Origin of the sequence: Kribbella sp. NPDC058245 (assembly GCF_042882005.1) — a bacterium.
Taxonomy (GTDB): domain Bacteria; phylum Actinomycetota; class Actinomycetes; order Propionibacteriales; family Kribbellaceae; genus Kribbella.
Genome location: NZ_JBHVWY010000013.1, coordinates 120512 through 132824 on the forward strand (window position 1 = coordinate 120512; position 12313 = coordinate 132824).

General features: G+C 67.9%; 14 protein-coding genes. 3 read left to right on the plus strand and 11 right to left on the minus strand.

Translation table 11 applies throughout. The features are described from left to right. Positions 1 to 9: 9 nt before the first annotated feature. Genes ACFVWG_RS28300 through ACFVWG_RS28310 form a run of 3 tightly spaced genes read right to left on the minus strand, consistent with a single transcriptional unit; the run spans position 10 to position 3947 of the window. Positions 10 to 2268: a [protein-PII] uridylyltransferase gene (locus ACFVWG_RS28300; RefSeq protein WP_391546456.1), complete on the minus strand. Its 2259-nt coding sequence runs from the start codon at positions 2266 to 2268 to the stop codon at positions 10 to 12. Continuing rightward, complete coding sequence (locus ACFVWG_RS28305; RefSeq protein ID WP_391546457.1) at positions 2269 to 2607, minus strand: P-II family nitrogen regulator; 339 nt, start codon at positions 2605 to 2607, stop codon at positions 2269 to 2271. Further along, entirely contained in the window at positions 2604 to 3947 is a 1344-nt protein-coding gene (locus ACFVWG_RS28310) for an ammonium transporter (RefSeq protein ID WP_391546592.1), read from the minus strand. Before ACFVWG_RS28310 ends, ACFVWG_RS28305 begins: the two co-directional genes overlap by 4 nt. Positions 3948 to 4209: 262 nt before the next feature. Here ACFVWG_RS28310 and ACFVWG_RS28315 point away from each other — a divergent pair, with 262 nt between their 5' ends. After that, positions 4210 to 4824 carry a TetR/AcrR family transcriptional regulator gene (locus tag ACFVWG_RS28315; protein WP_391546458.1) on the plus strand — a complete coding sequence of 205 codons (615 nt, stop codon included), beginning with the start codon at positions 4210 to 4212 and terminating at the stop codon, positions 4822 to 4824. On the opposite strand, the gene ACFVWG_RS28320 is transcribed toward ACFVWG_RS28315, so the two are convergent. The 5 genes from ACFVWG_RS28320 to ACFVWG_RS28340 form a co-directional block, all read right to left on the minus strand. Next, positions 4807 to 5013: a hypothetical protein gene (locus ACFVWG_RS28320; protein ID WP_391546459.1), complete on the minus strand. Its 207-nt coding sequence runs from the start codon at positions 5011 to 5013 to the stop codon at positions 4807 to 4809. The two genes, ACFVWG_RS28315 and ACFVWG_RS28320, sit on opposite strands and share 18 nt — an antisense overlap. Beyond that, positions 5010 to 5444: an RNA polymerase subunit sigma-24 gene (locus tag ACFVWG_RS28325; protein WP_391546460.1), complete on the minus strand. Its 435-nt coding sequence runs from the start codon at positions 5442 to 5444 to the stop codon at positions 5010 to 5012. The genes ACFVWG_RS28320 and ACFVWG_RS28325 overlap by 4 nt, the downstream gene beginning before the upstream one ends. Before the next feature lie 16 nt (positions 5445 to 5460). Then, positions 5461 to 6399, minus strand: coding sequence for an NAD(P)/FAD-dependent oxidoreductase (locus tag ACFVWG_RS28330; RefSeq protein WP_391546461.1), 939 nt, complete (start codon positions 6397 to 6399; stop codon positions 5461 to 5463). Positions 6400 to 6520: 121 nt separating this feature from the next. Beyond that, the gene (locus ACFVWG_RS28335) at positions 6521 to 6925 is read right to left on the minus strand and encodes a hypothetical protein (protein WP_391546462.1); all 405 of its coding nucleotides are present in this window, start codon (positions 6923 to 6925) and stop codon (positions 6521 to 6523) included. Positions 6926 to 7068: 143 nt separating this feature from the next. After that, entirely contained in the window at positions 7069 to 7674 is a 606-nt protein-coding gene (locus ACFVWG_RS28340; RefSeq protein ID WP_391546463.1) for a PadR family transcriptional regulator, read from the minus strand. 188 nt (positions 7675 to 7862) lie between these two features. Here ACFVWG_RS28340 and ACFVWG_RS28345 point away from each other — a divergent pair, with 188 nt between their 5' ends. Together ACFVWG_RS28345 and ACFVWG_RS28350 are read left to right on the plus strand one after the other, a co-directional pair. Next, entirely contained in the window at positions 7863 to 8441 is a 579-nt protein-coding gene (locus tag ACFVWG_RS28345) for a helix-turn-helix domain-containing protein (protein ID WP_391546464.1), read from the plus strand. 37 nt (positions 8442 to 8478) lie between these two features. Next, a complete protein-coding gene (locus tag ACFVWG_RS28350; protein WP_391546465.1) occupies positions 8479 to 9438 on the plus strand; it encodes an asparaginase in 960 nt (319 codons plus the stop codon). Here the strand turns inward: ACFVWG_RS28350 and ACFVWG_RS28355 are convergent. The 3 genes from ACFVWG_RS28355 to ftsY all read right to left on the minus strand — a co-directional run bounded on the left by ACFVWG_RS28355 (position 9410) and on the right by ftsY (position 12274). Then, positions 9410 to 10633, minus strand: coding sequence for an RNA polymerase sigma factor (locus ACFVWG_RS28355; protein ID WP_391546466.1), 1224 nt, complete (start codon positions 10631 to 10633; stop codon positions 9410 to 9412). The genes ACFVWG_RS28350 and ACFVWG_RS28355 overlap by 29 nt on opposite strands. Beyond that, positions 10611 to 11018: a YciI family protein gene (locus tag ACFVWG_RS28360; protein WP_391546467.1), complete on the minus strand. Its 408-nt coding sequence runs from the start codon at positions 11016 to 11018 to the stop codon at positions 10611 to 10613. Before ACFVWG_RS28360 ends, ACFVWG_RS28355 begins: the two co-directional genes overlap by 23 nt. Before the next feature lie 74 nt (positions 11019 to 11092). After that, positions 11093 to 12274: a signal recognition particle-docking protein FtsY gene (ftsY, locus tag ACFVWG_RS28365; RefSeq protein WP_391546468.1), complete on the minus strand. Its 1182-nt coding sequence runs from the start codon at positions 12272 to 12274 to the stop codon at positions 11093 to 11095. Positions 12275 to 12313: the final 39 nt, after the last annotated feature.

The following is a 12313-nucleotide window of genomic DNA, read 5'->3' on the forward strand; positions in this document are numbered from 1 at the left end:
GCCTAGAGGTTAGAACGTCAGGCGATCCAGCACGGTCTTGGACGTCGTCCGCGCGTCCTCCTCCTCAAGAGGAGAGCCATGGCGATCAGTGAGGTAGAAGACATCCACACACTCGGCCCCCAGCGTGCTGACGTGCGCTGATCTGATGTCAGCGCCAGTTGCCGCTATGGCCGAGGTGACGTCGTACATGAGCCCGGGTCGGTCGTGGGCTCGCACCTGCAGCACCGTGGCGGTTTCGGATACGCCTGGCAACAGGTCCACCCGGCTGGCGACTCTTGGCGCAGACGAGTCACGTGCGGCCAAACGCCGTACCAGGTCGGTGTTGTCGCGGAGGGCGACTGCCAGTCGGTCGCGGAGGCGGACTGGGTCGGGCGGCGAGCCGGCGACGGACCACTGGGAGATGCCCAGGCCGTCGACGGAGGTGACGACGGCGGCCCGAACAGCGAGCCGTTCCACCGCCAGTACGGCGGCCACTGTCGACAGCGTGCCCACCTGATCCGGTACGGCGACATTGACGCGGAGGTCGCCGTGGTGATCAGTGACGGAGACGCCGAGCTGGCCGATGCCGACGACCTGGTGCAGGGGCGGGACTGGGATCGGCGGATTGTCGGTCCACATCCCCTCACCACCACCGGACAGTTCACCGCGCACACGACGGCACAACTCGCCAACCAGCCGCATCCGCCACGGCGAGGACGCCGCGGGACCGGCCGCGCGCGCATCGGCGTACGTGAGCGCCTCCAACAGGTCCAGCGTCTCGGTATCCCGGACGATCCCCGACACCAGCTCGACCGTCATCGGGTCGTCCAGATCGCGTCGGGTGGCGACCTGCGCCAGCATCAGGTGCTGGCGGACGAGCAGCGTGATGATGTCGGAGTCTGATTCGCTGAACCCGATCCGACGAGCAACGCGGGCAGCGATCACCGCACCGGTGACACTGTGGTCGCCGTCGACCGCCTTGCCGAGGTCATGCACTAGGGCCGCGATCAGCAGGAGGTCAGGCCGCCGTACATCCCGCACCATCTTGGAAGCCTCGACACACGTCTCCAGCAGATGCCGGTCGACAGTGAAGCGGTGGATCGCCGACTGCGGCGGCCGGAACCGCACGGTGTCCCATTCGGGCAGGATCCGCGTGATGTAGCCGGCCTGGTCCAGCGCCTCCCACACCTCAAGCAGGCCCTCACCCGCACCCAGCAGTGCACACAGCAGTCGCCGTGCTTCACCAGGCCAGGGCTCAGACAGAGCCAAGGCCTTCTCAGCCAGCCGCATGCACACCGCAGGAGACAGTCCCAGCTCACGATCCGCAGCGACCGCAGCCGCCCGCAGACCCAGTACGGCGTCCCGCTCCGGCCGCGCATCCGGCATCAGCACGACTTCACCCTCGTGCTGGCCAACGCCTTCATCAAGAGCGAGCAGCAGAGGCCCACCAGTGCGTTGGAACCGCCGCGTCCGTGGCGGCCGAGTCAGCAGACTCTCCACCCGCCGCCACGACATGTCGCACACGTAGGCAAGCGTCCGGCCCGTCTCGTACACGTGCCGCAGCAAGGCATCCCGACCATCCAGTCCGAGCCCAGCCGCGACCTCACCGGCCACATCCGCAACCAGCCGGTCGGTCGCACGACCAGCCACCGTATGCAGCTCGTCACGCACATCCAGCAGCTCCCGCCGGACTCGCTCCACCACGGGATGCGGTACGTCGATCAACCACGAGGCCACCAAGGCACGCAGTACGACGGCATCCCGCAGACCGCCGTACGCCTCCTTCAAGTCCGGTTCGGCCAGATGCGCCAGCTCACCGACCGATGACGCCCGGTCCCGGCACGCCTGCGCCAGCTCGGGCAGTCTGGTCTTCGCCGTCCGCCGCCAGTCGGCCATCAGCACGGACCGCAGCTCCAGCGTCAGATGCGAGTCCCCCGCGACATGCCGCGCGTCCAGCAACCCCAGTGCGACCCGCACGTCTTCTGCTGCCGCCGAGCGGGCCTGGGCGACCGTCCGGACACTGTGGTCCAGCTTGGTGCGCGAGTCCCACAACGGGTACCAGATCTGGGCCGCCAGCTCGTCCAGCCGTGGGTACCCGTCGACGTGCAGGAGCATCACGTCGAGATCGCTGTACGGCGAGAGCTCCTCCCGGCCGTAGCCGCCGACAGCGACCAGGGCAACGCCCTCGGTGGGTACACCGAGGGCGTCGCATGCCTTGGAGAGGAGCAGGTACAGCAGCGCGTCGGCCTCCTCGGCCCTGGCGCGCCGCTGTTCTGCTCGATCCAGCATCTAGAGAGCGTCTCCGTCCAGCTCACCGGTACGGACCCGGACGATCGTCTCGACCGAGGTCACCCAGACCTTGCCGTCACCGATCTTGCCGGTCTGCGCGGCCTTCACGATCACGTCGACCACGTCGGCGCCGTCACTGTCCTCGACGACCACCTCGAGCCGCACCTTCGGTACCAGGTCCACCTCGTACTCCGCGCCGCGGTAGACCTCGGTGTGGCCCTTCTGCCGGCCGTAGCCGCTGGCCTCCGACACAGTCATCCCGGTGACGCCGAAGGTCTCCAGGGCAGCCCGGACATCTTCCAGCTTGTGCGGCTTGACCACCGCGGTGATCAGCTTCATGCGTTGGCACCTTCCTTCTCGGAAGTCTCGGTGGAGCCATTGTCCGTGGTCGCCACGACGCGGGTCGCCAGCGCCCCGCGGACACCGCTCGCGCTGAGGAAGTCGTACGCCGTCTCGGCGTGCTCGACCTGGTCGACACCGGTGACCTCGTCCTCTTCGGACAGCCGGAAGCCGATCGTCTTGTCGATCACCTTGCCGAGGATGAACGCGACCCCGAAGGAGTACACGCCGACCGCCAGGTTGGCCAGTGCCTGCTTGCCGAGCTGCGAAGCGCCGCCGCCGTAGAACAGGCCGTCGACCGCCGACGGCGCCGCCGCCGTACCGAGCAGGCCGATCGCCAGCGAACCGAACAGACCGCCGACCAGGTGCACGCCGACCACGTCGAGCGAGTCGTCGAAGCCGAGCTTGTACTTCAGCGAGACCGCGAAGGCGCAGATCGCACCGGCGAACACACCGAGGATGATCGCGCCGATCGGGCTGACCGCGCCACAGGACGGGGTGATCGCGACCAGACCGGCCACCGCACCCGAGGCCAGCCCCAGCGTGGTGGCCTTGCCGTGCACGAGCCGCTCCACGATCAGCCAGCCGATCACCGCGGCAGCGGTGGCGACCTGCGTGTTCACGAAGGTGACCGATGCGGTGGTGCCGGCGCTCAGCGCCGAACCGGCGTTGAACCCGAACCAGCCGAACCACAGCAGACCGGCACCGAGCAGGACCAGCGGCAGGCTGTGCGGCCGCATCGGGTCCTTCTTCCAGCCGACCCGCTTGCCCAGCACGATCGCCAGCGCCAGCGCGGCCGCACCGGCGTTCACGTGCACCGCCGTACCGCCGGCGAAGTCGATCGCCTTCAGCTTGTCGCCGATCCAGCCACCGTTGCCGTCGTCCAGGAACCAGACCGAGTGGGCGACCGGGAAGTACACCAGGCACGTCCAGCCGACCACGAACGCGATCCAGCCGCGGAACGTCACCCGGTCGGCGATGGCACCTGAGATCAGCGCCGGGGTGATGATCGCGAACATCAGCTGGAAGGCGACGAAGGCGAGCGTCGGGGTGCTCCCGCTGATCGCTTCGGGGGCCATCAGGCCCTTCAGTCCGACCTCGGAGAAGTCGCCGATCACATGTCCGCTGTCACCAGCGAACGTCAGTGAGTAACCGACCACCACCCACAAGATGGTGACGACGGCGATGGTGACGAAGCTCATCATCATCATGTTCAGCACGCTCTTCACGCGCACCATGCCGCCGTAGAAGAAAGCCAGGCCCGGTGTCATCAGCATCACCAGGGCAGCGCTAGCCAAGACCCAGGCGGTATCGCCGGCGTTGATCTCCATCAACGTCATCCCTTCCATGTCATCAGGGGGTGGCCGGCGTCCTCATTCGGGAGAACTCCACAACTCCGGGGAGCCCGCGCCCAGCCACATCGCAAACGGTGTCGGCGCGCCGTTTCAGCCGATCGGTCCGTTTGTTTCCGGCATGTGACAAAGCGGCCTCCCAGGTGACATCGGCGTGACATCGGCACCCAAGGGCCTCGGTATGGCACTCTGGCCTGGACCACACGGGACCGCAGCCGCGCCACTGCACCCGTCCGAAGTAGGGAACGAAATGGAGATCGATCACGGGGTGACGCCGCGCCGCGGCCGGCCACGGGACCCTGACGCGGAGCCGAGGATCCGCCAGTACGCCGTGCAGCTGCTGCTGGAGCGTGGGTTCGACGGAATGACGGTGGACGACGTCGCGGAGGCCGCAGGAGTCGGCAAAGCGACGATCTACCGGCGGTGGGCGAGCAAAGAGGAGCTCGCCAACGATGCGATGGCCGGCCTGTTCGACATCGAGATCCCCGATGCCGACACCGGCTCACTGGCCGGAGACCTGCGAGAGGTCTACGGCACTGCTCTGACGTTCGTGAACACCCCGGCCGGGGTCGCGCTGATGCGGCTCGGGATCACCGAGGCGAACCGTGACGAGCGGTCCGCGGTGATCTACAGGTCGTTGCTCGATCGCCGTATCGAGCTCACAAAGGCTGCCCTGCAACGCGCCTGGGCCCGCGGTGAGCCGATCCGGCGCGAGGCCGATCCGGTCATGATGGTGCAGTGGCTGTCCGGTTTGTTCGTGTTGCGCACCGTGCTCAACGAGCCGATGCCGAAGCCCGAGGACGCCGACCTCCTGGTCGAACTGACACTGCGAGTGATCCGCGAGCCTTCAGCCGGTGACGGGTAGCCAGCCGTAGGCGAACGCCGCAAGGACGGCCAGCGCGAACCCAACCGCCAGCAGTACTCCGACCAGCGCCGTACGGCGTCGGCGGCGGTTGAGGATCACGCCGGCCGTCCAGGCGCGGTCGGCCAGGCTGACCTCCGGCAGGTCCTCGGAAACCTGGTGCAGCAGCGGTCCGATGTCCTCACGCCTCATCTGGTCTCCCCTGCCGCGATAGCCCTCCGGAAACGCTCGAACGCGGACAGTCCCTGGGCATGCACAGCGGTGTGCGACATGGTCAGTACGTCGGCCACCTCGAACTCGGTGAGCTCTTCCAGGTGCAACAGGACCAGGACCGTCCGCTGAGTAGGTGTGAGGTCCGCCAGGGCCTGTTCGACCGGGTCCTCGGTCTCCGGAAAGGGCCGCACCCGGCTCCACCGCGTCAGGGCCGGTTGGTAAAGCAAACGCTGGACGAAGACGTCCGGATCGTCCACCTTCGGCCAGTGCAGTGACAGCCGGGTGAAGGCGTGCAACAGAGTGTGCTCGGCTCGTTCCAGCTCTCCGTACACGAGGTACGCAGTACGTAACCATCTGCCCTGTCGCGCATCAACGTACGAGGCGAACTCGGGGTCGACCGTGTCGAGCACGGCCCTATTAGACCTCTCAACTACCGCGTGCGGCGAGAGCCAACCGCGTCTCTTCTGCAATCAGATCGCCGTTGATCGCCGCACCGGCCCGCAGCCCCGCACCGGCCGCCTGCAGGACCTGTCCCATCGGGTCGGTCACGTTGCCGGCCGCAAAGACTCCTGGCACCGCTGTCTCGCCCTTGGCATCGACCACGAGCGCATCGCCGTACACGACGCCAGCAGCCTCCTGAGCAGTCACCTCGAGCCCCAGTCCGGTCAGGAAGCTCGCCTTGGCGCGCAGAGTGGTCTGTACCGTGAGGACGTCCCGCGAGATGACCTTGCCGCCCTCCAGCCGGACACCGGTGAGCTTGCCGTCCATCACCTCGACCTGCTCGACTTTCCCTTGTACGACGGCGATCTGCCGCGCCGCGAGCTCCTCCCACTGCTCGTCGGTCAGGTCTGGACCGGTGTGCAGGAACAGCGTCACGTCATCACTCAACTGCCGGAACATCTGCGCCTGGTGCACCGCCATCGGACTGGTCGCCAGTACGCCGATCGCCTGGTCCTGCACCTCCCAGCCATGGCAGTACGGGCAGTGCAGCACGTCCTTGCCCCACTGCTCGGCCAGACCGGCAACGTCCGGCAGCAGGTCGGTCAGTCCGGTGGCGACCAGGATCCGTCGCCCCTGGTACGACGTACCGTCCGCCAGCTCGACAGTGAACACGTCACCGCGTCTCACCTCGGTGACGGTGCCGGTCGCGAACTCACCGCCGTACCCGGCGACCTCTTCGCGGCCGAGCGCGTAGATCTCGCTCGGCGGCGTCCCGTCCCGGGTGAGGAAGTTCTGCACGTGGCCGGCCGGGGCGTTCCGCGGCCGGCCGTCGTCGATCACCAGCACCGACCGGCGCGACCGCACCAAGGCCAGCGCCCCACTCAACCCCGCCGCACCGCCACCGACCACGATCACGTCATACATGATTAGCTCCTCTCGTCCCCTAGAGGATCCGCAATGATTCTCGTTTTCGACAACATTGTTTGCCAGAATGGCAACATGGAACCCTTCGAGGACGACCGGGAAGCGCCGGCGGCGGTGAGGATCACGACCGCACCGCCTTCGCGGCCTTCACGGCGAGGGACTCGACGGCGCGCTGCAGGTCGGCGCGATAGCCGATGAACAGGCGGTTGGCCAGCGCCGGCGCCCAGGTGCCCTGCCGCGCCACGTTGAAGACGCGGTGAACGAGCCGGGTCTCGCCGCCGTGGCGCTCCGCAGTGTATTCGCCGCGGTACCACCAGCCGCCCTGCAGACTGAGCAGGCCGGGACTCCGACCCACACCGGGCCCGGAGGTGACGGCAACAGCGGCGTCCCAGCCGAGCTCGTGCAACAGCCAGTCGCCGTCGATCAGCGCTCGCAGTTCGTCCACAGCGGCCGGGACGGGCGCGGACGCTTCGAACAGCAATCTGCGCTTCCCGCCGCTCAGCGTCGTCTGAGGTGCTTCGGACATGGGTGATTCCCTTCGGTGAACTGTGGCCCGCCGCACTAGGCTCACCGGTGCAATCCCCGAGCCGTGCCGCGTGACCATCTGGTTGCGTGTCTGCGGTTCCGGTCCGGGAGCGGCGCGCCAACGCCGCCCCGGACCACTTCATCTCACTCCGTCGGTGCCACCTCCGGTGTGAGCGCGATGAGCGCAGCGAGGTCGGGCCAGGCGAGGCGCTCGGACTCGAGGTCGGAGACCAGCGCCGCCACCCAGTCCCGCTCGGCGGCGACACGGGCCCGTTCGAACTCGACCTCCAGCATCAGCACCCGTGGCACCGGCGTCTCGGCGAGCACCGTGTTGAGTGCGGCGGAGCTCGCCTCCAGCGCATCGTGGCGTGTGCGCAACGCGGCCGCCGCCGCGTCCGGCGGCAGGCAGCCGATGAACGACAGCGCCGCAACGAGCAGTGTCGCGTCCGGATCAGGTGTCGCCAGCAGCCGCCGTACCCTGGCGGCCAGCTCGGTGCGACCGGCATCGGTGAGCGCGTAGACGATGCGTTCGGGTCGGGTGCCGTCGCGGATGGTGTCGGCCACGGCGATGAGCTCGTCGCGCAGCAGCCGCTCGACGGAGTGGTACATGCTCCGCGGCAGCCCGGTCACGAAGTCCTTGTGCGTGTCGATCATCAACCGGTGCATCTCGTAGGTGTGACGTGGCCCGGTCATCAGCAACGCGAGCACAGTGAGGCCGGGAAGATCCCGATCCGCGCGCTGTAAGCCCATGTCGACCGCTCCCTCGTTGACGCGACTTGCACTATGGCAGATTGCCATAGTCGAGCGCAAGCGCGAACCGGCGGCCTGCGGTGGATTGCAGAACGCCGTGCTCGACGATCCGCAATGATTCTCGTTTTCGACAACATTGTTTGCCATAGTGGCAACGACCGGGGTGGCGGGGCGGGGAAAGGATAAAAATGGAAGACTTCGAGGACGTCCTGGAAGCAGTGGGACCACGCTTGAAGACGTTGCGGGTCGAGCGCGGGACGACGTTGGCCCAGCTGTCGGAGTCGACGGGGATCTCGGTCAGCACGCTGTCGCGTCTGGAGTCCGGGCAGCGCAAGCCGACGCTGGAGCTGTTGTTGCCGTTGGCACGCGCTCACCAGGTGCAGCTGGACGAGCTGGTGGACGCGCCGACCACAGGTGACCCGCGGATCCATGCGAAGCCGGTCAAGCACCATGGCGGCGCGACCGTCATTCCGCTCAGCAAACGGCCCGGCGGGCTGCAGGCGTACAAGCAGATCGTGCCGAAGGGCTGGCCGGGCGGAGAGGTCAACCAGAAGACCCATGAGGGCTATGACTGGGTCTACGTGCTGTCGGGGAAGCTCCGGATCGTGCTCGGCGACAACGACTTCATCCTGACCGCCGGTGAGGTCGCCGAGTTCGACACCCGGGTGCCGCACTGGTTCGGCAACGCTGCGGCCGGGCCGACCGAACTGCTGTGTCTCTACGGACCGCAGGGGGAACGGATGCACGTCAGGGCGCGCACCCGCTAATCTTCGGCAGTCGATCTCGGCTATTGAGGAGCTGGTAGTGAGCGTCGCGTTGTTCACCTTGGGCGGCACCATCGCGATGGCCGGCGGCCGCCGGCTGAACGGAGCGGATCTGACCGCGGCCGTGCCCGGTCTGGCCGAGCTGGGCCATCCAGTAGAGATCCAGGACATCGAAGCGGTCCCGAGCGCCAACCTGACCGCAGCGAAGGTGCTTGAGGTCGTCGACGCCGCGTCGAAGGCAGTAGCTGCCGGCGCCGCCGGAGTCGTCGTCACGCAAGGCACGGACACGCTGGAAGAGACGTCGTTCCTGGTTGACCAGGTGTGGCCGCACTCGCAACCGTTCGTCCTGACTGGTGCCATGCGCAACCCCACGCTGGCCGGACCGGACGGACCGGCCAATGTGCTGGCCGCCTGCCGCGTCGCCTGCTCCCCTGTCGCCCGCGACCTCGGTGCGCTGGTGGTGTTCAAGGAAGAGATCCACGCCGCCCGCTGGGTCCGCAAGACACACAGCACCAGTACGGCGACCTTCATGTCGCCCAACGTCGGTCCGATCGGCCATGTGGTCGAGGACCAGGTCCGCATCCTCGCCCGTCCGGCACGGCTGGACGGTGTCCAGGGCAGTGCGGAGCCGGCCGACCTGGACGCCAACCGGGTAGCGCTCTACACGATGACCATGGATGACGATGGTCTGTTGCTGAAGGGGCTGGCCGAGACTCACCAGGGTCTGGTGGTGGCCGGCTTCGGTGCGGGACACGTGCCGGCGGCGCTCGCTCCGGTACTCGGTGAGCTCGCGGCGGCGATGCCCGTCGTACTGACGTCGCGCACTGGCGGTGGCTCGATCGTGCGGAACACGTACAACGCTCCGGGTGCGGAGACCGATCTGTTGCAGCGTGGGCTGATCGACGGTGGCTTCCTCGACCCCTACAAGGCGCGGGTGCTCCTACGGTTGCTGCTGGCAACCGATGACGACATCAGTGCGGCGTTTGCTCAGTACCAGTGAGCGCGTCGGCCTTCTTCAGCAGATAGTCGCGCTCGGGCAGACTCGTCGTACTGCGAGCTGCCTCCCGGAAATGCTTCACCGCGGTGTCGGTGTCGCCCTGCATCTCGTACAGATGGCCGCGGGTCGCGTCGAGCCGATGGTTGCCGCTCAGCTCCTGGTCCAGCGGCTCCAACAGCTTGAGACCTGCGTCCGGTCCGTCGACCATGGCTGCTGCGATGGCGCGGTTGAGCTTCACCATCGGATTGCCCGACAGGTCCTCGAGCAGTCCGTAGAGCGCGAAGATCTGCGGCCAGTCGGTGTCCTCCGCGCGCTGCACCTCGTCATGGAGGGCAGCGATCGCGGCCTGCAACTGGTACTCACCCAGTGGTGGCGTGTGGAACGCTTTCACGGCCAGCTCGACGCCTTCGGCGACGTAGTCGGCGTTCCAGAGCGTGCGGTCCTGTTCGGCAAGCGGGATGAGCTCTCCGGCGCTACCGGTGCGCGCTGCCCGACGGGCGTCGGTCAACAGCATCAGGGCCAGCAGACCGGTGACCTGGCCGTCGTCGAGCTGTGCGTGCACAGCGCGGGTCAGTCGGATCGCCTCACTCGACAGGTCGCCCCGGTGCAGCTCTGAGCCGCTGCTGGTCGCATAGCCCTCGTTGAACATCAGATAGAGCACATGCAGCACGTTGCGCAGCCGGTCCGCATCGGCGGTCAGCTCGAAGGTCTCACCCTTGAGCTTGCTCTTGGCCCGGCTGATCCGCTGCGCCATCGTTGCCTCTGGCACCAAGTACGCCGTGGCGATCTCAGCGGTGGTGAGCCCACCGACCGCCCGCAGCGTGAGCGCGATGGCCGAGGCCGGCGTCAGCCCCGGGTGACAGCACAGGAACAGCAGCCGGAGAGTGTCGTCGTACTCCTCGACCTCCTCCGGCGGCAGCTCGCGCAGCGCGGCCCGTTCCTCCCGGGCCCGTCGGGCCTGGGCCTGCCTGATCTCGTCGATGAACCGCCGCGACGCGGTCTGGATCAGCCAGGCCTTCGGGTTGTCCGGCTGCCCGTCCCGCGGCCACGTGGTCGCGGCCGCGAGCAAAGCCTCCTGTACGGCGTCCTCGGCCGCGGCGAAGTCACCGGACCGCCGGACGACAGCCCCGAGGACCTGCGGCGTCAGCTCACGCAGCAGATCCTCGAGTTGGTGCTCAGATGTCCCAGAAGTCTGCATCCGAACCCATCAGTCGGCGGACCTCGATCGGCTGCTCGATGGGCACGCCACCGGGCCCAGGCGCACTGGACTGCTCGGCGGCGATCTCCAGCGCGCGCTCCTCCGACTCGACGTCGATCATCGTGTACCCGGCCAGGATCTCCTTGGCCTCGGCATACGGCCCGTCCGTGATCACCGGCGCGCTCACACTCGCCGCCCGCACCACCTTGGCGTGCTTCGGCCAGGTCAGCCCCTGCACGTCGACCAGCTCGCCGCTCTCGCGGAGCCGGTCCAGTGTCGCGGTCAGGTGGTCCAGGTGGGCCTTGCGGTCCGCCTCGTCCCACTCGTGCATGGTCGTTGCCGCCGTACCGCCATCGTGGTTGATCAGCAACAGGAACTTGGTCATCTCAGGGTCCTCCTCGGTTGTGCTTTTCCCGGAGGACGAAGCCAGCACCGGGCTCTCGACATGTTCCGATGAAATCAGTCGAGGAGGGCGTCGACGAACTGCTCGGGGTCGAAGGGGGCCAGGTCGTCTGCGCCTTCACCGAGGCCGACGAGCTTGACCGGTACGCCGAGCTCGCGCTGCACCGCGATGACGATGCCGCCCTTCGCCGTACCGTCGAGCTTGGTCAGCACCAGGCCAGTTACGTTGATGACTTCGGCGAAGACGCGGGCCTGGGTGAGGCCGTTCTGACCGGTGGTGGCGTCGATGACGAGCAGCACCTCGTCGACCTCGGCCGACTTCTCGATGACGCGCTTGACCTTGCCGAGCTCGTCCATCAGGCCGGTCTTGGTGTGCAGCCGCCCGGCGGTGTCCACCAGGACGACGTCGGCCTCCTCCGCGATGCCCTGCTTGACCGCGTCGAACGCGATGCTGGCCGGGTCACCGCCCTCGGGACCGCGCACGGTCCGGACGCCGACGCGCTCACCCCAGGTCTGCAGCTGGTCCGCGGCCGCGGCCCGGAACGTGTCCGCCGCCCCGAGGACCACGTGCTTGTCCTCGGCGACCAGCACGCGGGCGAGCTTGCCGACCGTGGTGGTCTTACCGGTGCCGTTCACGCCGACGACCAGTACGACGGCCGGCTGCGTCTCCCGGCGAGTCACCGCGAGCGAGCGGTCCATCGACGGGTCGACCAGCGCGATCAGCTCCTCGCGGAGGATGTCCCGGGCCTGTGCGGCCCCGACACCCTCGACGCGCATCCGCGTGCGCAGCTTCTCCACCAGCTCCTGGGTCGGCGCCACGCCGACGTCGGCGGTGATGAGGGTGGTCTCGATGTCCTCCCACGCTTCCTCGTCGAGCTTGTCCCGCGACAGCAGCGCGAGCAGGCCCTTCCCGAGGGAGCCCTGTGAGCGGGCCAGACGTGCCCGGAGCCGAACCAGCCGACCCTGCGCGGACTCGGGCTTGTCGAGCGTCGCGGCCTCATCCGGCAGCTCGGTGTCCTCGAGCGTCCGGGTCGGAGTGTCGCGCGGTGTCTCGGCGTCGTCGCCAACCTTCGGCTCGGCGGTGTCCAGCGACGCCGGACGCTCCGCCGTGGGCAGCGCCGAGCGCCGGCGCCGGGTCACGACGAGTCCGGTCGCGCCGCCCAGTACAACGACCGCGACGACGATGATCGCGATCAGGACCTGGTCAGTCAGCAAGGTGACAAGCTGTGAGGTGAACACGGTTACTCATCTTGGCAGACGCCCGGCCCGCCCCTCGCA